The following is a 22,611-nucleotide window of genomic DNA, read 5'->3' on the forward strand; positions in this document are numbered from 1 at the left end:
CATGCCGATCAATGATCCGGATACGCGAGCCCTCCAAAGTCTTGCAGCCAAGGCAGCGCCCGGCCGTCGTTTCATCGACCATCCCGACCGGGAGATGGCGCAGGCGGAAATTCACGCCCGTCCCATCTCGCGCATCCAGGCGCCGGCGCGGATCCGGCGTATAGCCTTCCTGCTCGGCCAAAATCTGCACGATATCGTCGCGGTGCGGTCGAGGCTTGTCGCCTATTGCTTGGCGGCGGGCGTGGCGCCGCCTGCGGAGCGGGACCGCCGGTTCAGTTTTGCCGCGGCGCCTCATGAGGTTACCTGGGAATTCCACACGGAATTCTACACCGCGACATGGATCTCTCCCTTCGACAACGCGGATCACTGGCCGACCGGGATCGGCCTGGAGGCCGTCGGGAATGAGGGCGTGGCCGTCGCGGTCCGGGTCGACGTCATGGCGTCCGAGACCATCACGTCAGCTGCGCTCGCGGGCTTCGACGAATTGAGTCTGTGTTACTCCGACATCGAGGGGGGCCGCGCCCAATTGGCGACCGATTTCGTCGCCGACCACCATGGTTATACCCGCTACGAGATGGCAGCCGGGACAGTCGGGCCCTACAATCTGGGCGCCATTGTCCGGCGGGTGCTCGAAATCGAGACGTATCGGGTCATGAGCCTCATTGGCATCACCCTCGCCCGGCACGTGTCGCCGCAGTTAAGTCGCCTCGAGGCGAGGCTGACCGAGGCCATGCAGGCGATCGGCTCCTCTGCCTCGGCGGCCGAGAGCCATGTTCTGCTCGAAACCATGCATGATCTGCAGGTGGCGGCCGCTCACACGGTCGAGTTGACCCGCTATCGATTCGGCGCCTGCCAAGCCTATGGCGACATCCTCGGACAACGTTTGAAAAACCTCGACGAACGTCCGAATGGCGAACATCGCACGCTAGCGCGCTACCTCAACCACCGGGTCGACCCTGCCCTCGCCACGTTCAAGGCGATCCAACAACGACAGACCGCCCTTTTTGACCAGATGGCACGCTCGACAGCTCTGCTCGGCACACGCATCAGCCTCGATATTCAAACGCAAAACCGACACATCCTTGAGACAATTTCAAATACAGCGCAAAGCCAGTTTAGGTTACAGAGAACCGTCGAAGGTCTATCGACCATTGCGATCTCATATTACATACTTGGAATCGTCGGCTACGCGTTCCATGTGTTCGATCACTCCTACGAATACGAGAAGACGATCGCGATCGCGCTCCTCGCGCCCTTGATCGTCGCCCTCGTCTGGCTTCGCATGCGACGCATTCACAAGCATTAGCGGATCGCTTCGCTAGGAGATCGCCTTCACGGTGAGCGGCAGCAGCCGGTCGCGGGCAGCGACGAGAAGCTTCTCCATGGCGCGCTCGGCGCGCGGCGAACTTCGGGACGCGATTGCGGCGCGAACGGCGTCATGCGCGGCCAGATCCTCGGCGGGCCGGGTCGCATGGCGCTGCAGCATCTGTGAGGACACCCGAAGCGCGGACTTCAGAGCGCCGCCGACGGTGATGAACAGGGCATTGTGGGACGCGTGGATGACCGCGAGGTGAAACGCGAGATCGGCCTGCGACGTCGCCTCAATGGCGAGATTGCTCTCGAAGGCGTCCTTCAGTTCGCGGTAATGATCTTCGATCGTCCGCAGGTCATCGGCGGTGCCGTCCCGAGCGGCAAGGAAAGAGGCTCGCGGCTCCAGGCACAGCCGCATCTCGAAAATGTCCTCGATGATCTTCGCGTCGAATTGCGCCGAGAGGCGCCACGTGAGGACGTCGCGATCGAGAAGGTTCCAGTCCGCGAACGGCAGCACGCGCGTGCCCACCTTCGGCGAGACGTCAATGAGGCGCTTGGCCGAAAGATTCTTCACGGCCTCGCGGATGACGGTGCGGCTGACCCCATAGAGCTGACACAGGTCGCTCTCGATCGGCAGCGTGTCACCAGGCCGAAATTCACCCGCGACGATACGCGTACCCAACAGTGCGGCAATCTGGGCCGACATCGTCCCGATCGGCACGAGTTCACGCTCAAGCATGCCGCGCCAAACCCCTTTCATCATCTTCTCGCGGGCACAGAGTCCGATTGACAAGGCCGGCGGCTGCCAACAGAATACCCGACATAAGATAATATGAAAGCCATGTTTTGGTCTTTGTGCCTGTTTGTGAGGCAGACCGTAAAAGATCAACGCAGCGGCCCCGGCCGCCAAGAGCCCAAAGGGCCAGGTTCAGGATCGGGTTCGATGGGCCCGGAACCATGTCAGGGAGGTCGGCATGAAGGGATTGTGGAAGAACGTCGCCGCGGCATCGGCCTTGGCGTTACTAGGGCTAGGGTCGGCCGCGGAAGCCAAGACCCAGATCGTCTGGTGGGATTTCCTGGCCGGCGGTGACGGCGTCCGCATGAAGGCGCTCATCAGCGCTTTCCAAAAGGACAACCCCGACATCGAGATCAACGCGACGACACTTGAATGGGGTGTCCCCTTCTACACGAAGGTGCAGACCTCGGCAGCCATCGGGCAGGGGCCGGACGTGATGACCTATCATCTGTCCCGCCTGCCGCTCGGGGTCTCGACCGGGACGCTTCGGCCCTTCACGGATGATGAGCTGAAAAGTGTCGGCCTGACCAAGGACGATTATTTCGCGTCCGACTGGGACGCGGCGCATGTTGACGGCAAGCTTTATGCGGTACCGCTCGATATCCACTCGATCGTCTTGTATTACAATAAGGATCTCCTCAAGAAGGCCGGCCTGCTGGGGGATGACGGCAAGCCCAAGGGCTTCGACGGTCTCGACAATTTCAACGCTGCCTTAAAGGCACTGACGGACGCTGGAAGCGGGCACTATGCCCTGTCGATGCACAACGGCCAGCCTGACGGCAGTTCGGTGTGGCGCATCTTCTACACCCTGCTCAGCCAGCAGGGCGGCACATTCATGAAGGACGGCAAGGTCCTCGACGGCGACAATCTTGGCAAGGCCGAGAAGGCTTTGAACGCGATGGCGAATTGGGCCGCGCAGGGATGGATGCCCAAAAACACCACCTACCCGTCCTCCATCGCTTTGTTCACATCGGGCAAGGCCGCGATGCACATCAATGGCGTGTGGGAGGTACCGACCATGGTCGACCTCGCCAAGCAGAACAAGCTCGGCTTCGAATGGGGTGCCATCCCGGTCCCGACGCTGTTCGAACATCCGGCGACCTGGGCCGACAGCCATGCTTTTGCGATCCCGAACCGTAAAGGCAATGACATCGCACCCGACAAGCTCAAGGCCGTGCTGACGACGATCGCCTGGATCAACAAGCACAGCATCGATTGGGCTTCGGCCGGACACATTCCGGCCTACAAGCCCGTCACGGAAAGCCCGGCCTTCGAGACCCTGAAGCCCAACGCGGATTATTCGGCCCTGGCCAAGACCGCTGTATTCGATCCGAAGTCGACCATCACCGGCGTGGCTTCGCCGGCCTACGATGCGGCCACGAACTTCATGGAGCCGGCCGTCAACGGGCAGATGGATGCCAAGAGCGCCATCGAGCAGACGCGCGACGAATTGCAGAACGCGCTGCAATAAGCGTCCTCCGTAGTGCCGAGGTCGGTCGATCTTGCCCGACCGGTCCACTTTTATCTTCGATCGGGTTCGTCCTCGATGCCGACTGTGCGTAAACGCCAACAGACCGGAGCGGCGGTCGTCTTCGTCGGTCCGTTCGTGGTCGCCTATCTGGTCCTGTTTGTCTATCCGACGCTCAAGATGGTGGTGCTGAGCTTCACCAACGCGCCGCTTATCGGGGAGGGTAAATGGGTTGGCTGGAGCAATTATCTCCGGCTGGCCCATGACAACCTCTTCCTCCAGTCCGTCGGGCATACGATCTATTTCGTGGTGCTGACCGTGATTCCGACGACCTTGCTTGGTCTCGTCATCGCCATGATGGTTCTGCGCTTGCGGGGCCTGCTGCAAAGCCTCGTTCTCGCGGCCTTCTTCCTTCCCTACATCCTGCCCGTCACGGTCGTGTACCGCATCTGGGAATGGATGATCGATCCGCAATTCGGCATCGCGCAATTGCCGATCCGTTTGCTGCTCGGCCACTCTGTCGCGATGTGGTCCGACCCGCTCTGGGCCATGCCGAGCATCGCCTTCATCACGATCTGGTGGACGAACGGCTTCAATGTGCTGCTCTTCATCGCGGGGCTCAAGAATATCAGCCAGGACGTCCACGACGCCGCCTCGCTCGACGGCGCGCATCGCTGGGCGCGATTCCGCTACATCACCTGGCCGCTGATCTGGCCCGTCACTGCGCTGGTTCTGACGATCCAGTTGATCCTGCAACTGAAGATCTTCGATCAGGTGTATCTGATGACCGTAGGTGGCCCGTTCAATTCCACCTATGTGGTTGTGCAATACATCTACAAGCAGGCATTCCAGAGCAACCACGGCGGCTATGGAGCGACGGTGGCGGTCGTCCTGTTCGTGGCGATCGCGGCCCTGTCGGTGCTGCAGTTTCAGGCGCTTCGCGTGAGGCCCTCATGAAGCGCTTTACGCCTTCAGGCGTTGCTCTCACGAGCTTGACCCTCCTGGCCGCGGCCCTCTGGATCTTTCCGCTCTACTGGGGGATCATCACTTCGCTCAAGCCCGAATATGAGGTGATCGAGCCGGCCATCAGCCTCATTCCCCGGCATTGGACGCTCGACGCCTATGTCTACGTCTTCGCCAATACGGCAATCCTGCGCTGGTACGTCAATTCGACCGGGACGGCGGTCGCTATCACGGTTCTGGTTCTAATTCTGAGCGCCGGCTGCGCTTATGCCCTGTCGCAACTGCGTTTCCCAGGCCAATACCTGCTTTACGGGATGATCCTCGCGAGCTTCATGGTGCCAATCCAGGCCCTGATCGTCACACATTTCGTGCTGATGAACAGCTTCGGCCTGATCGATTCCTGGCTCGGCGTCATCCTTCCGCAGCTCATCGTTCCGGTCACGGTCATCGTCTACAAGCAATTCTTCGATTCGATCCCGAAGGAGTTCCGCGAGGCGGCGTTGCTCGACGGAGCGAACGAATTCCAGATCTTCGGTCGGATCTACCTGCCGATGAACTGGGGCGTGACGACCGCACTTGCGATCATCACCTTCATCGGCGCCTGGAACAATTTTCTGTGGCCGTTCCTGGTCGCCAATTCCAACGCCAGCATGACCGTGACGGTCGGCATCACACAGGTGCATGAAAACTTCGGCGTGCAATACGCACGCAACCTGGCTGGCGCCGTCATCGCGGCCCTGCCGGTCGCCATCGCCTATCTCGTGTTCCAGCGCCGCGTCACCGAAGCCATCATGCTCTCGGCCGGCATCAAAGGGTAGCGCTCGGCGCCGCCCGTCTCACCGCAGGAAACCAGGACCCTCCCATGATCCGTGCCAAGATCGTCGTCGACCGCGACTTCGCCCTGTCCGATCTCGACCGCCGCGTGTTCGGCGCCTTCGTCGAACACCTGGGGCGATGCGTCTATGGTGGTATCTTCGAGCCCGGACACCCCACCGCTGACGCCAAGGGATTCCGGGGCGACGTGATGGAACTCACGCGCGAACTCGGAACCAGCATCATCCGCTACCCGGGCGGAAACTTCATGTCAGGCTACAATTGGGAAGATGGCGTCGGCCCCGTCGAAGCCCGGCCGAAAAAGCTCGACCTCGCCTGGTTCTCGACCGAGCCGAACACCTTCGGGACCAACGAATTCGTCGATTGGTGCAAGGCCACCGGCGTGGAGCCGATGCTGGGCGTCAACCTCGGCACGCGGGGTCCCGACGAGGCTCGTGAATATCTCGAATATTGCAACCATCCATCCGGAAGCCATTTCGCCGACCTGCGGCGGTCACACGGTTACGAGCAGCCGCACGACGTGAAATTCTGGTGTCTCGGCAACGAGATGGACGGTCCCTGGCAGATCGGTGCCAAGACCGCGCAGGAATATGGCCGCACGGCGCTGGAGACCGCCAAGGTGATGCGCTGGATCGATCCCACACTCGTGCTCTCGGCCTGCGGCTCCTCGCATCGGCAGATGCCCACCTATGGATCTTGGGAATATGAGGTCCTCGACCACTGCTTCGATCAGGCCGACTTCATCTCGCTCCATACCTATTTCGCCAATAAGACCGACGAGATCGACGAGTATTTCGGCGTCATCGATCAGATGGATTCCTTCATCAAGGAGGTGGTCGCGATCTGCGATGCTGTGGCGGCGAAACGGCGTTCTCCCAAGAGGATCATGCTGAGTTTCGACGAGTGGAACGTCTGGTACAAGACGCACAAGATCGAGCACATGCGCAAGCCCGGCTGGCCCGAAGCCCCTGCTCTGCTTGAGGAAATCTATAATGCCGAGGATGCGCTCATCGTCGGCGGCGCTCTCATCACACTGATGAACAATGCCGATCGCGTGAAATGCGCCTGCCTCGCCCAACTCGTCAACGTGATCGGCCCGATCATGACCGAGACTGGTGGGCCGGCTTGGCGGCAGAGCATTTTCCACCCCTTCGCGCTTTCGGCGAAGCACGGCCAAGGCCGCGTGCTGCAGGCCAAGATCGACACGCCGACGATGGTCACGAAGGCCGTCCCGGACATGCCGGTCTTGCTCGCCGCCGTGACCGACGATCCCGCGACAGGCCAGACCGCGATCTTCGCCCTCAACCGCTCGTCGAGCGAAAGCCTCGACGTCGAGATCGGGCTCCGCGGGTTCGGCCCCAACCGGACGCTCATCGAGGCCCTGGAGCTGCATCACCCGAACCTCAAGGCCAGCAACACCAAATCCGCACCCAACACGGTCGTGCCGCGTCCCAATGCCGACGTGACCATTGAGGGCGATGGGCTACGCGCCAAGCTGAAGCCGCTGTCCTGGAACGTGATCGTGACGAAGGCCGGATAGCACTGATCCTCCGGTCGGACCGGGGCTCACCTTCAACCATAACACGGGTCAAGCGCATGAAGCCGCGATATCTGCCGGCCGGGTGGTCGAGGCTTCTTCGAAAATCACGCAGCCGTAGCGACCGCGATACTCCTACGTAGCGGGTTCGACGCCGCTACGAGTCTGCCGGTTGAGACAAAGACAGCGCTTGAGCGCTGGCGAACAACAAGTCGCGAAGGAAGGCCATCCGATCGGCACTCGTGTCGACTTTGACCACGAAGCACAGGGTGGCGACGATACGGTTCGTTTGATCGCGGATCGGCACCGCGATGCAATGGGTAAAGGGGTCGACGAGGCCCGAGGTGACACAGAAGCCATCGTGGCGCGCCTGCGCCACCGCGACGATGAATTCGTCGAGCGTCATTTCCGCGCTGCGGGGCGGACGCAGATCCTCTGACGTGATGACACGGCGGATCTCGTGCTCCGGGAGATCGGAAATCAACAGCCGACCGGACGCCGTCCAGGGCAGCGGAATCTGAGTGCCGATATCCGAACTCACGCGGAAGGAGCGCGCGCCCGCACTCATGTAGGCGACGGTGTATTTCCACTCGTGCATGACGCAGAATTGCGCCAGTTCGCCCGTTTGCTGCGCGAGCCGGTCGACTTCCACCCGGGCGCGGCCGAAGAGGTCATGACCACGCAGGTAATCCATTCCGTAGAAATAGATCGTCTTGCCGAAGAACACTTCGCCCGTGCTTTCCGAGCTCTCGATCAGACCGGCCTCGACGAGGGTTTTGACCAGGACATAGATCGTGGAGCGTGGCGCGCCGAGTGAGCGGGCGAGATCGCCGATGCGGACCGGTCGCCCGACCTGATGGAGATGGGCGAGAAGCGCCACGAGGCGGTCGAGTCCACGTTCACGCCCCGTGATCGCCGCAGGACCTTCGGTCGTCGATTTTCGTCGGCGCGCCAGCGCCTGTTTATCGGTCATCCCGCTCGAAACTTCCTCTTGTTCACGGTCGCAGCCGTGTTAGCATCGTACAGTATTCCAGATGGCTGTCCAATATACAGGACATCTGTTTGCTGCCTTGGTTCGACATTGCCAGCAGACGGCAGCCAAGTTTTAGAGGGGATCGCGATGGATCAGGACAGCGCACGCCGTCAATTCCTCAAGCTCGGGTCCGCCGGCGCGGTCTTGGCCGGAGCCACGGCCCTCGCGGCCATGCCAGGCACCGCCGAGAAGGCTTACGCCCAGGCGGCAACCGGCAGCCTGCTCCGCACGGTGCTTGATCGCGGCAAGCTGCTCGTCGGAACCGGCTCGACCAACGCACCCTGGCATTTCGAGAACGACAAGGGCGAGCTTGTCGGCATGGACATCGCCATGGCGAAAATCCTTGCCAAGGGGCTGTTCGACGACGACAGCAAGGTCGAGTTCGTGCAGGAAGACCCTGCGCAGCGCATCCCGAACATCACTACGGGCAAGGTCGACATCGTCCTGCAGTTCATGACGATTTCGTCGGCCCGCGCGCAGCTCATCAACTTCTCGCGCCCCTATTACGTCGAAGGCGTCGCGCTGCTGACGCGGCCGGATGCGGCGAACAAGAGCTTCGACGCCCTGCTCAAGGGTGGCAGCGCGACCCGGGTGGCGATCCTGCAAAACGTCGACGCCGAGGCGGGCGTGCATCAAGTGCTACCGGAAGCGCAGGTGCTGCAGGTGGACACGCAAGCCAATGTCGTCCAGGCGCTCGAGTCGAAGCGTGCCGACGCGGCGGCCGTGGATCTGTCGACCGTTCGCTGGATGGTGGCCAAGAACCCCACCCGCTATGCCGACGCCGGGAAGAGCTGGCAGAACCAGCTCTATGGCGCGGGCGTGCGCCAGGGGGATCTCGACTGGCTCACCTTCGTGAATACCTGCTTCAACGTCGCGATGTTCGGCAACAATTCGGACGTCTACGACGCCGCCTTCAAGGAATATTTCGGCGTCACTCTGCCGCCTCGCGCCACGGGCTTCCCCAGCGTCTGAGCCGACCAAGCGGGGCGGCGGGTGGGATACCACCTCAATTTCGCGCTGATCTGGCGGCACTTCGACAAGCTCTGGTCGGGGCTGATCCTCAGCCTCGAACTCGCGGTCGTGTCGATCGGCATCGGCTGCGTGATCGGGCTCGCACTGGCGGTCGCCTATGTGTCGGGCAACCGTCTCGTGCGCGGGCTGATCGCGGCTTACGTCGAGGTGATCCGCAACGTCCCGCTCCTCCTGCTCGTGTATCTTGTCTTCTACGGCCTGCCGACGGTGGTCGACATCGCCTACAGCAACACGACGTCGTTCGTGGTCACGCTCTCGGCCTATGCGGGCGCCTATCTGGTCGAAGTGTTCCGCTCCGGTCTCGACGCCGTGCCACGCGGGCTTATCGATGCCGGCCGTTCGATCGGCCTCACGCCTGGGCAGCGACTTCTCTACGTGCGACTGCCGACCATGTTGCGGATCGCGCTGCCGGCCTTGTCGAACACGTTCGTGTCGCTCTTCAAGGACACGTCGGTCGCCTCCGTGATCGCCGTGCCCGAGCTGACCTACGGCGCGCAGTGGATCAACTTCAACACGTTCCGCATCATGGAAGTCTATCTGGTGGTGACCGGCCTCTATCTCGTGACCGGCTATGCCATTCTGATCGGCCTCCGACTGCTGGAACGCCGCTATGCGATCGGACGCTGACATGCTCGGCCAGATCGCCTACGCGTTCCCGTTTCTGCTGCCCGGATTGTGGACGACGCTCGAAGTGTCGGCCATCACGGTCGCGATCTCGACCATCGTAGGCGCGTTGCTCGGCGTCGGCCTCGTCTACGGCCCCGCACCCTTGCGCTGGGTCGTGCGGGCGTTCAGCGACATCGTCCGCGGCATCCCGATCCTGGTGCTCCTGTTCTTCGTCTATTACGGATTGCCGATCACCGGGCTGAACCTGCAGCCCTTCGCGGCGGCCGTGCTTGGGCTGATCGTCTTCAAGGTCGCCCAGGTGATCGAAAACGTTCGCGGCGCCATCGGCTCGATCCCGCGCGGGCAGACCGACGCGGCCAAGGCGATAGGATTGCCGTTTCCGGAGCGTCTCGCCTATGTGATCGCACCGCAGGCGTTGCGCCGCTTCCTGCCGCCCTGGCTCAACGGAGTTACCGACGCCGTGAAGGGCTCGGCGTTGATTTCGCTGCTGGGCGTCGGCGACCTGATGTTCGGCATCCAGAAAGTGGTGGGCCGCACTTACGAGCCATTGGCCCTCTACGGTTTCGGTGCCTTCCTGTATTTCGTCATCAACTACGCCCTATCGCTGGCAAGCCGCGCGCTCGAACGCCGCTTCAGCTACATCCGCGAGTGAGCGCCACGATGCCAATCGGTCCGCCGCTTCTGCAGATCCAGAACGTCCAAAAATCCTATGGCGCGACGCAGGTGCTGCGCGGGGTCGACCTGAGGGTGGCCAAAGGCGAGGTCGTGACCGTCATTGGGCCGTCCGGTGGCGGCAAGACAACCTTGCTGCGCTGTGTCAACTTCCTGGAGTCGTATGACAACGGCTCGATCATGATCGACGGTCAGGAAGTCGGCTACCGCGATGTCGCGGCGCGGAAACGACGCTCCGAACGCGACCTCGCCCGCATGCGGGCCGAGACCGGGATGGTGTTCCAGCTCTTCAACCTTTTTCCCCACCTCAGCGCGGCTGAGAACATCATGCTGGGCTTGACCAAGGTGCGGAAGCTCAGCCGCCGCGAGGCGCGGGACAAGGCCTTGCATTGGCTCGGCCGGGTCGGGTTGACCGACAAAGCCGACCGGCTACCCTCCGAGCTGTCGGGTGGCCAACAGCAACGGGTTGGGATCGCGCGCGCCGTGGCGATGGAACCCAAGATCCTGCTGCTCGACGAGATCACATCGGCGCTCGATCCCGAGCTTGTCGGCGAGGTGCTGGATGTCGTCCTCTCGCTCGCCGCCGAAGGCATGACCATGTTGGTCGTGACACACGAGATCGGCTTTGCGCGGGATGCCTCGCACCGGATCGTCTTCATGGCCGGCGGCGCGGTCGGAGCCGACGCCCCGCCGCGCGAGATCTTCGCCGCCGACCAGCCAAACGAGAGGCTGCGCGGTTTCCTCGGCCGCTTCACTGCGGCTCACCGCTTGTAACCCTGAAAGACTCCGATGCCGAACCCTTATGACCGACTGGCTGAACTTGGCCTGTCGCTCCTCACTCCCGCGACGCCGATCGCCAATTACGTGCCCAGCACGCGCGTCGGCAACTTGCTTTACCTCTCCGGACAGGGCCCGCGCGATGCGGACGGCCGGCTCATGATCGGCAAGGTCGGCCGGGACATCGGCATTGAGGACGCCTATGCGCACGCGCGCCTCACGGGCCTCAACCTTCTCTCGGTGGCCCATCAGGTCCTCGGCGATCTCGGTCGCATCGTGCAGACCGTCAAGCTGCTCGGCATGGTCAACGCGGTGCCGGACTTCGCCGACCATCCGGCCGTCATCAACGGCTGCTCGGACCTTTTCGTCGATGTGCTGGGGGCGGCCGGGCGCCATGCTCGATCCGCGGTCGGCATGGGATCGCTGCCAGGCGGCATCTCGGTGGAAATCGAGGCCATCTTCGAAATCAGCGGAGCTGCCCTGTGAGCGCCACCTCGGACGACATCCGCGCCCGTCTCGGCTTGCGGCCGGTCATCAACGTGTCAGGCACCATGACGGCGCTCGGCGCCTCAATCATGGTGCCGGAGGCGATTGCCGCCATGGCCGCGATTGGGCCTGAATTTGTCGAGATGGACGCGCTCTTCCGCAAGGCCAGCCAGGTGATCGGCAGGCTGACCGGCGGCGAAGCGGGCTTTGTGACAGCCTCCTGTGCAAGCGGCATCGCCCTGTCGATCGCCGGCGCCATGACGCGCGACAATCTTCTCGCAGTCGAGCGGCTGCCGGACGACACACGTAGCCTCCATACTGAGGTCCTCATCCTGGCGGGCCATATGGTCAGCTATGGCGCGCCTGTCGACCAATCGATCCGCCTCGCCGGCGGCACGCCTGTCCCGGTGGGGACGGTGAGCAGCGCCGCCACCTATCAGCTCGAGAATGCGATCTCGGAACGCACGGCGGCGGCGCTCTATGTCGTGTCGCACCACACGGTGCAGTACGGCATGATTCCACTGAAGGTGTTTGCCGCGATCTGCAGGGCCAGAGACGTTCCAGTCATCGTCGATGCAGCCTCGGAATACGACCTGAAGGGTTTTCTCACCCAGGGGGCCGACATCGTCATCTATTCCGGCCACAAATTCCTGGGCGGTCCGACGAGCGGGATCGTGGCCGGACGCAAGGATCTCGTGCGGGCGGCCTACCACCAGAACCGCGGCATCGGGCGCGGCATGAAGGTCGGCAAGGAAAGTATCGCCGGCGTGATGGCGGCGCTCGAAGCTTGGGACGTGCGGGACCATGCTGGGATCAGAGCCAGGGAACGCGCCGCGCTGGACCTGTGGCTCACCGCGATGCAGGGCATGACCGGCATCACCGCAAGGATGATCCCGGATCCGACCGATAACCCGCTCGATCGGCTCCAGGTCGATGTCGGCCCCGAGAGTGGCTTCTCGGCGGCGAGCCTCGCGTCGGCGCTGGCGGCGGGCGATCCGCCGATCATCGTGCGAAATCACGAGGTCGAGCGCGGCCACTTCTTTCTCGATCCCTGCAACCTCCATCCAGGAGAAGCCGAAGTCGTGGCCCGGCAGATCACGCATCTGCTCCGGTCCTCCAATTCCAGCAGGTTCGCCGAAACTTCTGCGATTCGGACGAGCTCAGCCGAGGCTCAATGGCCGGACTAAATTTACGTAATCTGGCGGGCGAACTGCGTCACGCAAATAGCTGATGCAGCACCGGTCCGGGGGCGTCGCAGAGCAGGGCTTCCGGATGGCGCAACCATCCCGCGTTCAGATACTCCAGTCCTCCCGCGATGCAGCTTCCGCCGACAAATCGCGCTTGATCTTTTCAGCAAGCACCTGGAGGCGCGGGTCACCGCGCCGCCTCGGTCGCTCGACGTCGATCGGTAGCGACGATCGAACCTCTCCCGGCTTGCCGCCAAGTGCGATGACCCGGTCGGCCAAATACACCGCCTCATCGATGTCATGCGTGACGAAGAGCACCGTGACCCCCTGGTCGCGCCAAATTCTGACGACCTCGTCCTGCAGGCCCTCGCGGGTCGGCGCGTCGAGCGCGCTAAATGGTTCGTCCATCAACAGCAGCTCGGGCTTCACACACAGGGCGCGGGCGAGCGCCACGCGTTGGCGTTGCCCGCCTGAAAGCTGATGAGGCCAGCGGCCTCCATGCTCGCGGAGCCCGACGCGAGCCAGGGCCTGCAGGGCGCGGTCGCGCCGCTCCGCCCCGGACAGGTTCAACCTCTCCAGCCCGAAAGCGACATTCGCTGTCACCCGCCGCCAGGGGAGAAGGCGCGCATCCTGAAACACGAGTGCAGCCGTGCGCTCCGCCTTCCGGCTCGGCCGGATCTCCACCCTTCCCGCACTGGGGGGCGACAATCCCATCAGGACGCGCAGCAACGTCGACTTGCCCACGCCCGACGACCCGACAATGGCGAGAAACTCACCGCGAGGAACGTCCAGATCGAGGTGGCGCAAGACTTCGTGACGCGTGCCGCCCTGGTCGAAACCGAGGGCGAGATCGCGAATGGAGACGATCGCGTCACTCACGGGTGATCCTTCACGGACGATAGGCCAGAAGACGGCCCTGAACGAAGACGAACAGCGTGTCCATCGCACCGTAGAGAGCCGCGATCGTCAGCATGTAGACGACAACGATATCGGTCGCGAGAAGGCTCGAGGCCTGTGTCATGCGCTGGCCCAAGCCGGCAACGCCGAACAGTTCCGCCGCGACGACCGACATCCAGGCTTGGCCCAGTGCCGTGCGCAGTCCCACCAGAATGCCCGGCAGTGCCGCTGGCAGCATCACCTTACGGAGCTTGGCGAAGGCACCCGTAAACCCGAAGGCGTCAGCGACCTCGATCAACTCGCGATCGACGCCTCGGATCGCGCCTTGGCTGGCGAAGAAGACGATCCAGAAGACGCCGATCGCGATGATGAATACGGCGGCCGATTGCTCCACGCCGAACCACAGGATGGCGAACGGCACCCAGGCCAGCCCCGGGATCGGCCGCAGGACCCGGACGATCCAGGCGAGGCTCAGTTCGAACCGGACCGACATGCCCGACGCGATGCCCAGGGCAACGCCCGCCGTGCCGCCGCAAAGCAGCCCCAGCAAATAATGACCGAGACTTAGCCCGACGGCCTCAAGCCACAATCCGTTTCGCACCTCGGCCGCAAAGGCGGCGGGAATGTCGCTGGGCTTCGGCAGCAAGGTGGACGAGACGAGACCGACGCTTGGCGCGACCTGCCAAACCGCCAGGAATGCCGCGAGGCCGCCAGCTCCGAGGATAAAGGGCGCTGCCCTGTTCCGGGGCATGCGGCAGTCCTACTTCGACATGGCCCGCTTGTAGAAGCTGTCGTCGAACAGATCATCGAGCGGGTATTCCTTATCCAAGGTGCCGAGCTTGACCTGGTAGGCCTGCATGGCCTTCGTGGACGCGACGATCAGATCGGGATCGACGGTGAACTTCGACGCCGGAGATCGAAGCGCCGCCAAGATCAGGTCGTTCGACACAAGCCCCTTGCCGAGTGACGCCTCGATGGCAGGGACCACGCTGGCAGGATCGGCCTGGATCTGGTCATTGGCGCGGATGATCGCCGCAACGAGTTTCTCGACCTCCACCGGATGGGCTTTGAGGAAGGCGCCCTGGATGGCGATCACGGTACCGGGCTGGCTCGGGAACATGTCGCCACCCAGAGCCACGATCTTGATGTGAGGATCGCGCTCGCGGACGATCGTCACGGCGGGTTCGCGCAATGTCGCGCCATCGACCGCTCCAGCCAGCACCGCCTGTTGCGTGGCGTCGATCCCCATCGTGATGATCCGAACGTCGCTCGTGGCCACTTTGCTGGTTTCGAACAGCCAGTGATTGAGCGTGGTATGCGGCACCGACCCTGGAGGCTGTGTCGCCATTGAGGCTGGGCGACCGTTCGCCTGCGCGAAGGCCTTGAAGGCATCGGCCGGCGACACACCGGGCTTGAAGAACGCCGCCAAGCGAGGCCCCGCTACCGTTGTCATTTCCTCAATGGCCGTCGCGGCCACGACCTTGACGTCCACCCCTTTGGACCGCGCGACAGCGAGCGGCGCGACGCCTGCGACGTAAATCTCCAGCTTTCCCGACGCCAAACCTTGGATCATGTTGGGGCCGGAGTCGAAGGGGATGAAACGGACGTCCAGCCCTGCGTCCTTCAACCAGCCCTCCCGGTTGGCGACGAACACCTGGGCGGTTCCAAGTACCGGGATGTAACCGATCCGAACCGGAACAGTCTCGGCAGTCGCAGGCGCAATGGCTGCGTAAAGGCAAGCCAGCAAGCCAATCATCAGGCGGAACATCAAGGAGCCATCTTTTGAGATCGTGACCGTCCCTAGCATGGCTTGATGGCCAGCCACCAGAAGGGCCAAAAGGGTCGTGATAGGTCGACCCGATTGCAAAGGCAGTCGGATGCCGCCCAGAGAAACGCCGAGGTTCCGAGTAGAAGCCGGGACGAACTCACCGTTTCAGGCGGCGGATTCGATCTCAAAACACAACGACTTGAACAGAATGCCGGGAAGGGTGCCTTCCCGACAGCAAGCAGGTTCCATATCGCCTGGATCATTCCGCGAGCGGCATTTACGATTTCTTCGCGCCATCGGATTGCCGCTGCACCACATCGTCTTGCAGACGGGCCATGAGCGCTTTCACAGTCCAGGGTTTGGGAATAAAGCCAGCCGAGGAGGGTAGATCGGCCGGCGCATCCTCTCCGAAACACCCAGATGTCACAAGAACCGGCGTCTCTGGCCAACGGTCCGCAAAGCGCCGCGCCAGATCCATCCCGTCATCGTCACCCGGAACATTGATATCTGTGAACAAGGCAGCGATCTCGTCCGGCATGCGCTCAGCGCAGGACAGGACCTCATCTGTCCGTCCAAAATCCATGACGTCGAACCCGGCGCGTTCGAATGCGTCGACAGCCATCAGCCGGTTCATCGGTTCGTCTTCTACGACCATGACAATGCGTCGTTTCATAACTTGCCTCTCTAGCGACTTAATAGGGGCAACGGGCGGGATTATGGAATCGTTCCACTTCCCAACGGATGGTGCAACGCTCGTCGTCTTGGCGGCGCGTTCACTGCATTGGATGATTCTGCCTAATCGCCGCTTGTCAGCATTGAAGGAAGCGACGTATCGTTCGGCTTTGACCATCTATTTCCCTAAAGGAAGATGTGATGAGTGACCTGAAGATCGTGGCGGACCCGGACACGCAAGAACAGGTCGAGCCAGTCAAGGCTGCTTTACCGGTCCTCGCCAACGATGGCGTCTTGACTCGGCGAGATCTCGACATGATCAAGCGCGACCTTATCACCGTGCGCAAAGATTATTGTGAGATCCGGGACAACTTGGTTGTCCTCACGCATCAATATGCACGCGCGCCATCGAGATCATTTTTTGTGACGTTCGGGCTCCTGTGGCTCATCGTCCTGGCTGGCTTGCTGATCTTCCAGCCACAATTGACGAATGCCGGAAATCGCGTCGTGACCGCGGTCAAGGAGCGGATCGCGAACAGATAGACATCGCCGCTGCGGACCCTGGCATTCCGAGGCAAAGCGGGCTGAATGACCGAGAACAACCGTTGCGGACAGTTTGCTAAGCCGCAAAAAAAAGGCCGCCCGAAGGCGGCCCAAGTCTAGGGAGGAAACGCCCAAGAAGGGCATGCAGCGCCGAAGCGCTACGACCTCCTTATCGAGCTTCAGCTACGAAATATCAATTGCGTTTTTTGCATAGCTGACTCGAAGCGTGGCCGCTTCGGCGTGTGGACGAGACCGCGTTCGCTTCTGATGCGCTTGACTTCTTGATGGTCTCGGGCGCTTTCGGGCGAAGATGGACCAGGTCCGACGTAATTGTACGGGGAAGCAAACGTAAATGAGCGGCGTTGCCTTGATCCAACTGGGGGCCGCGACCATCACGTTTATCGCTGCTGCCAGCATGGCCAAAGCCTGGGCTGTGGCCCCGAGCCTCGCCAAAGCGATTTTCACTCTCCTGCTCTACTCCGGCGGCAACATCTTGATGATGCGGCTCATCCGGCTCCTCGGCATGGCCACAGCGTTCAGCGTGTCGGCGGTGTTGCAACTGGTCGCCGTCAACTTGGTCGCGCTTTTGTTCTACGGCGAACGGGTCAATCTGCCCCAGGGCGTCGGCATCGTCCTGGCGATCGTGGCGGTGGCACTCGTCAGCCTCGGACCCGGATTGAACTCGTAAGCGCAATGCCATCTGGATGTTGAATATCGAACCGGATGGGGCGACGAACGTTACCCAGTCACTATTCCACGAGGGGCATCATGTCGGTCCGGGCTCGTCTATCGAATGTCCGCTTCGTCGCGGTCGCGCTTTTCACTTTCTCCGCATTGGCGACGGGCGCCAAAGCTCAGGAGCCAGCGCCCGCGCATAGGATACGCGGTGCAACGCATCATACAGGCCGCCCGAGCGAGACTTCGTATGAGCGCCGCGCCTCGGACTCACCTCGGATCGTGTACCGTGGTCTGACAGTCAATCGCCGTCCGGAGGAGCTGCCGGACGACCAGGATAGTGCTGACAACATACTCGTAGACGGCCCAATTCGGTACGGAGATATCCACAGCTTCAACCCCGTACCTTACGTATCAAGCGGACAGCAGTTTCCCTACGGGTTTGACGGGATTGGGGGATATGGGTCTGACCTCGGCGTCAGCGCTGGCCAGGATGCTGCGATCTACGACCGGGGGCCCTGAAGGCGTCCCGCATGGCTATTTGGTCTGAGCCGGTGCGAAGGTTTTCGGCGGAGATATTGCAGCATCCCGCGAAGCAGACCTGAGGGCCGGAACGACCGCGATTTTGGTGTCATGGGGATGCCCTGCATGATCCCGCAGGCAAGGCCGGCGTCGCACGGCCTTGAATGATTCATTCCACACACCGAACAGGAATAGCGCATGACCCAACCCCAGTTGGGACATCCTTCCATTTCGGCCCGTTGCTTGCAACCTGTGATTGCACAGAAAGGCGGCGGGCCTTTCTTTGGACCCGCCGCCTGCACTCGATCGAAACGTGTCTCGCGGATCGATCGAGCGATTCTTCGCCGGGGGATGATCGCCTTCCCGGTTCTCCGCAGCTTGGCGATAAGTTCCGAAGAAGTTCCCTACAGGCCGGCGAGATATTGCGTCGGATCAACAGGCGTCGATCCCTTGCGCAATTCGAAGTGCAACTGGGGTGACGACACGTTGCCGGACTGGCCGGACTTCGCGATCATCTGTCCGCGCTTGACGGTTTCACCACGTTTGACGTCGATTTCGCCGTTGTTGGCATAAGCCGAAACGAAGCCGTTGGGGTGACGGATCAGGACGAGATTGCCGTACCCCTTGAGCTCGCTCCCCGCATAGGCCACGACGCCCCCCTCCGCGGCTTTCACGGCTGTTCCTTCCGGAACCGCGATATTGATGCCGTCGTTGCCGCCCGTTCCACCCTTGAATCCTTGGATGATGCGACCGCGGGCAGGCCAGCGGAACTCCGGATTGTTGTCGGCCACGGCGGAAGCTGGAGCTTGAGCGGGAGCCGATGGCGCCAGAGCCGGGGCTTGCGCCACGACCGTGGTCGCAGCAGGCATAGGAGCCGCCGCCGTCTTCGAGGGTTTGACAGCCGCGGTCTGAGCGGCAGGCACTATCTGGCTTTTGGCCACCACATTGGTTGCAGGCAGTTTGGAGCCAGTCGACTTGGTGGTGGCAACAGTGGACGCCGGCAGCTTTCCGAGGGTCTGCGGCTTCATCGAAGCCGTCGCCACAGGTGTCTTTTCGGTGTGGATCCTCGCCTGTTCGGCCACCCGTTTCGTGCTGACGACCTTGGCAGGCTTGGCCGCCAATGCGACTGGCTTTTTCACCTGGTGGACAAGCGAAGCCGTCTTCGTTTGCGAGGCACGGGGCGTATGAACGGGCTCTGGTTCTGCCCTCGGCACGGCTTCCGCCACACGAGGCGAAGCGGTGCTTTGACCGGAGGCGGAATAGATCGGAATCGTGACCCTCGACCCTGGCCGCACTTCGGCCGCGCTGTGCAATCCATTCACCTGAAGGAAGGCGTTCTCCGGCACGCCATAGCGCTTGGCCAGAATCTCGGCTGTTTCGCCGTCGGCGACCTGGATCGGCGTACCGCCCGCGGAGGACCAGCCGCCGAAGGAGGCACCTGAGGCAACATGGGTGGGGCCGCGATCGATAGAGCCGGTGGTCTCGGTCGAGACCGGCTCGCGAGCCGACGATGCCAGAGCTGGGCGTGAAGGCGCAAGTGAAGCCACCGAGACCGCACGTGGCGCAAGCGCCGCACTGGACACCGGCGGCGTCCGCCCAGCGGGGATCACGTCGCTGGAGGCCACGTGACGCCGCGCCTTGGGCTGATCGGCGGAGGCCGTCGAAAATGGATTTCCGAAAGGATCGCCGAAGCGCGTCACGTCCGAAGAGCAGCCGCTCATGAGAGCGGCCATAGCTCCGGCAACGCAGACTTGCAGTGCGAAACGGTGTTGACCGATCAACAAAAGCTTACTCATCTTGACGGCACCCGACAGAACCTCTTGCATGGACTGAACTAAACAGGAGGCCGGTTAAGGGACGGTTTAAGATGAATCGTTTTCTTCAACTCTCGTGAAGCACCGCGGGAAACGTAAACATTCGTCCAACACTGGCGCGCGGGGTTGCGGTAGCAGCAAGTTCTTAACCATTTCCCTCAAGGCCGTGTGGTAAGCCTTGCAGATCCGCGGTGAGAGGGCCGTCGTTCAGAGCGTGCCAGCAACGCCGCCCCGCCAAGCGGGGAGGCGAGACGGACAGATGACCGCCTGCTTGCCGATGCCGTCGACCTGCTGTTCCACACGCACGAGCACTTGCGTGCCGGGTCCGTCGCGGCCATCGGCCGCCGCGCGGCCATGGATGATGGCGCCGCCGGTGCGGACCTGCTTCCAAATGGCGGCCGGGAGGACATCGAGACGTGCCAGAATCAGCACGCGATCGAAAGGCTCGCGAAGGGGCAAAGAAAGGACATCCGACCAGACGGTCTCGACGTTGTTGAGACCGAACGCCGCAAAGCGTTCTGCTGCCGCGGCAACTTGTGTGCGATGCCGGTCAACGGCCACGACGTCCCGAACAAGCTGACCGAGGAGGGCCGCCGCATAGCCGGAAGCGAGCCCGATCAAAAGAACCCGCATGTCCAGTGAAAGACGGCTCCCGATCAGCAAGCGGGCCAGGAACAAGGGCGACGGCACCGTCTGGCCGCACTCGGTGGGCAAGTCGATCTCCCGGTTTGCCAAGTCCGCGTGCTGGGGAAAGACAAATTGAGAGCGCGGCACAGCTTCCATGGCACGCAAAACGCCAAGGTCACGGATGCCGCTCTCGCGCAAACGCAGCAGAAAAGCCGCGCGGGCCTCTGAGGGATGCCCCTCCGACGACAAGGGCGTCGCGGCCCCTTCCTGGTCCGCCGACTGGTCGATCAGGCGAAGGCCTCAGCGAAATCCCGGCGCGTTGCCTCGTCGGTCAGATCGAGCCGCAACGGTGTTACGGAAATGTTTCCCTGGGACAACGCATGAAGGTCGGTGCCGTCGGCCGGCGTGTATTTGCCCCTTGCAAAAGACACCCAGAAATAGGGATTGCCGCGCCCGTCCTCACGCTCGTCGATTCGCATCAGTCCCGCGTCGCGCTTGCCCTGGCAGGTGACACGCAGCCCCTTCACGTCCTCTGGTGGACAATCGGGAAAATTGACGTTGATCAGGATGTCACGCGGGATGCCGCGGCCCAGGATCTTCCGGATCACCTCGGTCGCATGGGTTTCGGCACAGGCCCAGTGAATGTTCTTGCGGCCGGACTCAGGTCCATAGGCCTGGCTCAGCGCGATCGACGGCACGCCGAGGAGGGTCCCCTCCATGGCAGCCGCGATCGTGCCCGAATAGGTCACATCCTCGGCTGCATTCTGGCCTCGGTTGACGCCGGATAGGATCAGGTCCGGAGGACGATCGACCATGATCGAACGCACGCCCATGATCACACAATCGGTCGGTGTCCCCTTCACGGCAAAGTGGTGGGCGCCGATCTGCCGGAGACGCAAGGGATCGCTGAGGGACAACGAGTGAGCAACACCCGACTGATCGGTTTCGGGGGCCACGATCACCACGTCGTCGGTCAATGTGCGAGCGATCCGATCGAGAACCGCGAGTCCTTCAGCGTGGATGCCGTCGTCGTTGGTGATGAGAATGCGCATGGTCACCTTTGCCGGGGGGAGCCTGAACGGTTCAGGGGCGCCTGATGGTGTCCTGTCCACCCATGTAGGGCCGGAGGATCTCGGGAATTGTGACAGAACCGTCCTGATTCTGGTAGTTCTCCAGCACAGCCACGAGAGTGCGACCGACCGCGAGCCCCGATCCGTTCAGTGTGTGAACAAACCGGGCCGTCTTCCCCTCGGTCGGGCGATATTTCGCGTCCATGCGGCGAGCCTGGAAATCGCCGCAGACCGAACAGGACGAGATTTCGCGATAGCGACCCTGCCCCGGAAGCCAGACTTCAAGGTCGAAGGTCTTCTGCGCGCCAAATCCGATGTCGCCGGTACACAGCAGCATCACGCGGTAAGGAAGCCCGAACTGTTGGAGAACGGCTTCGGCGCAGCCCGTCATGCGCTCGTGCTCGCCGGCGGATGTCTCGGGGGTCGTGATCGAGACCATCTCCACCTTGGAGAATTGATGCTGCCGGATCATGCCGCGCGTGTCGCGGCCCGCTGATCCTGCCTCCGCCCGGAAACAGGGGGTCAGCGCCGTGTATCGCAGCGGCAGGTCCTTCTCTTCGACGACGGATTCGCGCACCAGGTTTGTGAGCGGCACCTCTGCGGTCGGGATGAGCCAGAACTCATCGCCGGCACGGAAAAGGTCGTCCTTGAATTTCGGCAGTTGGTTCGTGCCGAACACTGCGGCATCGCGCACCATCAAGGGCGGATTGACCTCGAGATATCCGTGCTTGTCGACCTGCAGGTCGAGCATGAACTGCCCAATGGCCCGCTCCAGGCGTGCGAGTGCCCCCTTGAGCACAACGAATCGGGCTCCCGAAAGCTTGGCGGCGGATTCGAAATCCATGAGGCCGAGCGCCTCACCGATCGTGAAATGCTCCTGCGGCGCAAAGCTGGCGAACTCCCGCGGCGTTCCGATGCGGCGGAGTTCCACATTCGCATGCTCGTCCGCACCCACCGGCACGTCCGGCGACGGCGTATTTGGTATCTCCGACAAGGCGGTCTGGAGGGCCGCGACGCTCTCGCGTTCCTCAGCTTCCAGCAGCGGGACCGACGCCTTGAGGTCAGCCACCTCGGCTTTCAGCCGCTCAGCCTCCTCGAAATCCTTCCGACCCATGGCTTGGCCGATGGCCTTGGCGGCCGCATTGCGCCGCTCCTGCGCCATTTGAAGCTTGGCAATGGCGCTCTTTCGACGATCGTCGAGCGCGATCAGCACGTCGCTGAGCGGCGGCAGTCCGCGCGAAGCTCGGCCGGCGTCGAACGCCGCGGCTTGCTCGCGGATCCACCGGATATCATACATCGA

General features: G+C 62.4%; 23 protein-coding genes. 13 read left to right on the forward strand and 10 right to left on the reverse strand.

What is annotated here, in order from left to right; all coding sequences use genetic code 11:
* Position 1 precedes the first annotated feature (1 nt).
* Positions 2 to 1,306, forward strand: coding sequence for a DUF3422 family protein (locus M8523_RS04705; RefSeq protein ID WP_282583674.1), 1,305 nt, complete (start codon positions 2 to 4; stop codon positions 1,304 to 1,306).
* 12 nt (positions 1,307 to 1,318) lie between these two features.
* Here M8523_RS04705 and M8523_RS04710 read toward each other — a convergent pair whose 3' ends face one another.
* Positions 1,319 to 2,074 carry a FadR/GntR family transcriptional regulator gene (locus M8523_RS04710; RefSeq protein ID WP_282583675.1) on the reverse strand — a complete coding sequence of 252 codons (756 nt, stop codon included), beginning with the start codon at positions 2,072 to 2,074 and terminating at the stop codon, positions 1,319 to 1,321.
* A 211-nt stretch (positions 2,075 to 2,285) separates the two neighbouring features.
* Between M8523_RS04710 and M8523_RS04715 the strand changes: the two genes are divergently transcribed.
* The 4 genes from M8523_RS04715 (at position 2,286) to arfA (ending at position 6,912) form a co-directional block, all read left to right on the forward strand.
* Positions 2,286 to 3,578: an extracellular solute-binding protein gene (locus tag M8523_RS04715; protein WP_282583676.1), complete on the forward strand. Its 1,293-nt coding sequence runs from the start codon at positions 2,286 to 2,288 to the stop codon at positions 3,576 to 3,578.
* A gap of 75 nt (positions 3,579 to 3,653) precedes the next feature.
* Positions 3,654 to 4,532: a carbohydrate ABC transporter permease gene (locus M8523_RS04720; protein WP_428349824.1), complete on the forward strand. Its 879-nt coding sequence runs from the start codon at positions 3,654 to 3,656 to the stop codon at positions 4,530 to 4,532.
* Positions 4,529 to 5,356 carry a carbohydrate ABC transporter permease gene (locus M8523_RS04725; RefSeq protein ID WP_282583678.1) on the forward strand — a complete coding sequence of 276 codons (828 nt, stop codon included), beginning with the start codon at positions 4,529 to 4,531 and terminating at the stop codon, positions 5,354 to 5,356. The genes M8523_RS04720 and M8523_RS04725 overlap by 4 nt, the downstream gene beginning before the upstream one ends.
* Positions 5,357 to 5,403: 47 nt before the next feature.
* Positions 5,404 to 6,912, forward strand: coding sequence for an arabinosylfuranosidase ArfA (arfA, locus tag M8523_RS04730; RefSeq protein WP_282583822.1), 1,509 nt, complete (start codon positions 5,404 to 5,406; stop codon positions 6,910 to 6,912).
* 154 nt (positions 6,913 to 7,066) lie between these two features.
* Here arfA and M8523_RS04735 read toward each other — a convergent pair whose 3' ends face one another.
* Positions 7,067 to 7,882 (reverse strand): IclR family transcriptional regulator, encoded by an 816-nt coding sequence (locus M8523_RS04735; RefSeq protein ID WP_282583679.1) that lies wholly within the window; start codon positions 7,880 to 7,882, stop codon positions 7,067 to 7,069.
* A 147-nt stretch (positions 7,883 to 8,029) separates the two neighbouring features.
* Between M8523_RS04735 and M8523_RS04740 the strand changes: the two genes are divergently transcribed.
* The 6 genes from M8523_RS04740 (at position 8,030) to M8523_RS04765 (ending at position 12,723) form a co-directional block, all read left to right on the forward strand.
* Entirely contained in the window at positions 8,030 to 8,914 is an 885-nt protein-coding gene (locus M8523_RS04740; protein WP_282583680.1) for a transporter substrate-binding domain-containing protein, read from the forward strand.
* A 21-nt stretch (positions 8,915 to 8,935) separates the two neighbouring features.
* Positions 8,936 to 9,601: an amino acid ABC transporter permease gene (locus M8523_RS04745; RefSeq protein ID WP_282583681.1), complete on the forward strand. Its 666-nt coding sequence runs from the start codon at positions 8,936 to 8,938 to the stop codon at positions 9,599 to 9,601.
* Positions 9,585 to 10,253 (forward strand): amino acid ABC transporter permease, encoded by a 669-nt coding sequence (locus tag M8523_RS04750; protein ID WP_282583682.1) that lies wholly within the window; start codon positions 9,585 to 9,587, stop codon positions 10,251 to 10,253. The genes M8523_RS04745 and M8523_RS04750 overlap by 17 nt, the downstream gene beginning before the upstream one ends.
* A gap of 14 nt (positions 10,254 to 10,267) precedes the next feature.
* Positions 10,268 to 11,047 carry an amino acid ABC transporter ATP-binding protein gene (locus tag M8523_RS04755; RefSeq protein WP_282583823.1) on the forward strand — a complete coding sequence of 260 codons (780 nt, stop codon included), beginning with the start codon at positions 10,268 to 10,270 and terminating at the stop codon, positions 11,045 to 11,047.
* A 15-nt stretch (positions 11,048 to 11,062) separates the two neighbouring features.
* Positions 11,063 to 11,536, forward strand: a complete 474-nt coding sequence (locus M8523_RS04760) for a RidA family protein (protein WP_282583683.1) — start codon at positions 11,063 to 11,065, stop codon at positions 11,534 to 11,536.
* Positions 11,537 to 11,601: 65 nt separating this feature from the next.
* Complete coding sequence (locus M8523_RS04765; protein ID WP_282583824.1) at positions 11,602 to 12,723, forward strand: aminotransferase class V-fold PLP-dependent enzyme; 1,122 nt, start codon at positions 11,602 to 11,604, stop codon at positions 12,721 to 12,723.
* A gap of 105 nt (positions 12,724 to 12,828) precedes the next feature.
* Here M8523_RS04765 and M8523_RS04770 read toward each other — a convergent pair whose 3' ends face one another.
* The 4 genes from M8523_RS04770 to M8523_RS04785 form a co-directional block, all read right to left on the reverse strand.
* Positions 12,829 to 13,602 carry an ABC transporter ATP-binding protein gene (locus tag M8523_RS04770; RefSeq protein WP_282583684.1) on the reverse strand — a complete coding sequence of 258 codons (774 nt, stop codon included), beginning with the start codon at positions 13,600 to 13,602 and terminating at the stop codon, positions 12,829 to 12,831.
* 10 nt (positions 13,603 to 13,612) lie between these two features.
* Positions 13,613 to 14,371 (reverse strand): ABC transporter permease, encoded by a 759-nt coding sequence (locus M8523_RS04775; protein WP_282583685.1) that lies wholly within the window; start codon positions 14,369 to 14,371, stop codon positions 13,613 to 13,615.
* A 9-nt stretch (positions 14,372 to 14,380) separates the two neighbouring features.
* Entirely contained in the window at positions 14,381 to 15,388 is a 1,008-nt protein-coding gene (locus M8523_RS04780; RefSeq protein WP_282583686.1) for an ABC transporter substrate-binding protein, read from the reverse strand.
* A gap of 277 nt (positions 15,389 to 15,665) precedes the next feature.
* The gene (locus M8523_RS04785) at positions 15,666 to 16,238 is read right to left on the reverse strand and encodes a response regulator (protein WP_282583687.1); all 573 of its coding nucleotides are present in this window, start codon (positions 16,236 to 16,238) and stop codon (positions 15,666 to 15,668) included.
* A 23-nt stretch (positions 16,239 to 16,261) separates the two neighbouring features.
* Here M8523_RS04785 and M8523_RS04790 point away from each other — a divergent pair, with 23 nt between their 5' ends.
* On the forward strand, positions 16,262 to 16,603 hold the full coding sequence (locus tag M8523_RS04790) for a hypothetical protein (protein WP_282583688.1): 342 nt from the start codon (positions 16,262 to 16,264) through the stop codon (positions 16,601 to 16,603).
* A 352-nt stretch (positions 16,604 to 16,955) separates the two neighbouring features.
* Positions 16,956 to 17,291, forward strand: coding sequence for a hypothetical protein (locus tag M8523_RS04795; protein ID WP_282583689.1), 336 nt, complete (start codon positions 16,956 to 16,958; stop codon positions 17,289 to 17,291).
* 913 nt (positions 17,292 to 18,204) lie between these two features.
* On the opposite strand, the gene M8523_RS04800 is transcribed toward M8523_RS04795, so the two are convergent.
* The 4 genes from M8523_RS04800 to serS all read right to left on the reverse strand — a co-directional run bounded on the left by M8523_RS04800 (position 18,205) and on the right by serS (position 22,608).
* Positions 18,205 to 19,521 carry a peptidoglycan DD-metalloendopeptidase family protein gene (locus M8523_RS04800; RefSeq protein WP_282583690.1) on the reverse strand — a complete coding sequence of 439 codons (1,317 nt, stop codon included), beginning with the start codon at positions 19,519 to 19,521 and terminating at the stop codon, positions 18,205 to 18,207.
* Positions 19,522 to 19,821: 300 nt separating this feature from the next.
* Complete coding sequence (locus M8523_RS04805; protein ID WP_282583691.1) at positions 19,822 to 20,490, reverse strand: methyltransferase domain-containing protein; 669 nt, start codon at positions 20,488 to 20,490, stop codon at positions 19,822 to 19,824.
* 38 nt (positions 20,491 to 20,528) lie between these two features.
* Positions 20,529 to 21,293 carry a 5'/3'-nucleotidase SurE gene (surE, locus tag M8523_RS04810; RefSeq protein WP_282583692.1) on the reverse strand — a complete coding sequence of 255 codons (765 nt, stop codon included), beginning with the start codon at positions 21,291 to 21,293 and terminating at the stop codon, positions 20,529 to 20,531.
* A gap of 31 nt (positions 21,294 to 21,324) precedes the next feature.
* Entirely contained in the window at positions 21,325 to 22,608 is a 1,284-nt protein-coding gene (serS, locus tag M8523_RS04815) for a serine--tRNA ligase (RefSeq protein WP_282583693.1), read from the reverse strand.
* Positions 22,609 to 22,611 lie beyond the last annotated feature (3 nt).

The organism is Lichenifustis flavocetrariae, from assembly GCF_026130545.1.
GTDB lineage: Bacteria > Pseudomonadota > Alphaproteobacteria > Rhizobiales > Beijerinckiaceae > Lichenihabitans > Lichenihabitans flavocetrariae.

Coding starts and splice junctions, on each gene's coding strand:
- M8523_RS04705 (WP_282583674.1), top strand. CDS start 2: ATGCCGATCAATGATCCGGATACGCGAGCCCTCCAAAGTCTTGCAGCC.
- M8523_RS04710 (WP_282583675.1), bottom strand. CDS start 2,074: ATGATGAAAGGGGTTTGGCGCGGCATGCTTGAGCGTGAACTCGTGCCG.
- M8523_RS04715 (WP_282583676.1), top strand. CDS start 2,286: ATGAAGGGATTGTGGAAGAACGTCGCCGCGGCATCGGCCTTGGCGTTA.
- M8523_RS04720 (WP_428349824.1), top strand. CDS start 3,654: ATGCCGACTGTGCGTAAACGCCAACAGACCGGAGCGGCGGTCGTCTTC.
- M8523_RS04725 (WP_282583678.1), top strand. CDS start 4,529: ATGAAGCGCTTTACGCCTTCAGGCGTTGCTCTCACGAGCTTGACCCTC.
- M8523_RS04735 (WP_282583679.1), bottom strand. CDS start 7,882: ATGACCGATAAACAGGCGCTGGCGCGCCGACGAAAATCGACGACCGAA.
- M8523_RS04740 (WP_282583680.1), top strand. CDS start 8,030: ATGGATCAGGACAGCGCACGCCGTCAATTCCTCAAGCTCGGGTCCGCC.
- M8523_RS04750 (WP_282583682.1), top strand. CDS start 9,585: ATGCGATCGGACGCTGACATGCTCGGCCAGATCGCCTACGCGTTCCCG.
- M8523_RS04760 (WP_282583683.1), top strand. CDS start 11,063: ATGCCGAACCCTTATGACCGACTGGCTGAACTTGGCCTGTCGCTCCTC.
- M8523_RS04765 (WP_282583824.1), top strand. CDS start 11,602: ATGACGGCGCTCGGCGCCTCAATCATGGTGCCGGAGGCGATTGCCGCC.
- M8523_RS04775 (WP_282583685.1), bottom strand. CDS start 14,371: ATGCCCCGGAACAGGGCAGCGCCCTTTATCCTCGGAGCTGGCGGCCTC.
- M8523_RS04780 (WP_282583686.1), bottom strand. CDS start 15,388: ATGTTCCGCCTGATGATTGGCTTGCTGGCTTGCCTTTACGCAGCCATT.
- M8523_RS04785 (WP_282583687.1), bottom strand. CDS start 16,238: ATGGTCAAAGCCGAACGATACGTCGCTTCCTTCAATGCTGACAAGCGG.
- M8523_RS04790 (WP_282583688.1), top strand. CDS start 16,262: ATGAGTGACCTGAAGATCGTGGCGGACCCGGACACGCAAGAACAGGTC.
- M8523_RS04795 (WP_282583689.1), top strand. CDS start 16,956: ATGAGCGGCGTTGCCTTGATCCAACTGGGGGCCGCGACCATCACGTTT.
- M8523_RS04800 (WP_282583690.1), bottom strand. CDS start 19,521: ATGAGCGGCTGCTCTTCGGACGTGACGCGCTTCGGCGATCCTTTCGGA.
- surE (WP_282583692.1), bottom strand. CDS start 21,293: ATGCGCATTCTCATCACCAACGACGACGGCATCCACGCTGAAGGACTC.
- serS (WP_282583693.1), bottom strand. CDS start 22,608: ATGTATGATATCCGGTGGATCCGCGAGCAAGCCGCGGCGTTCGACGCC.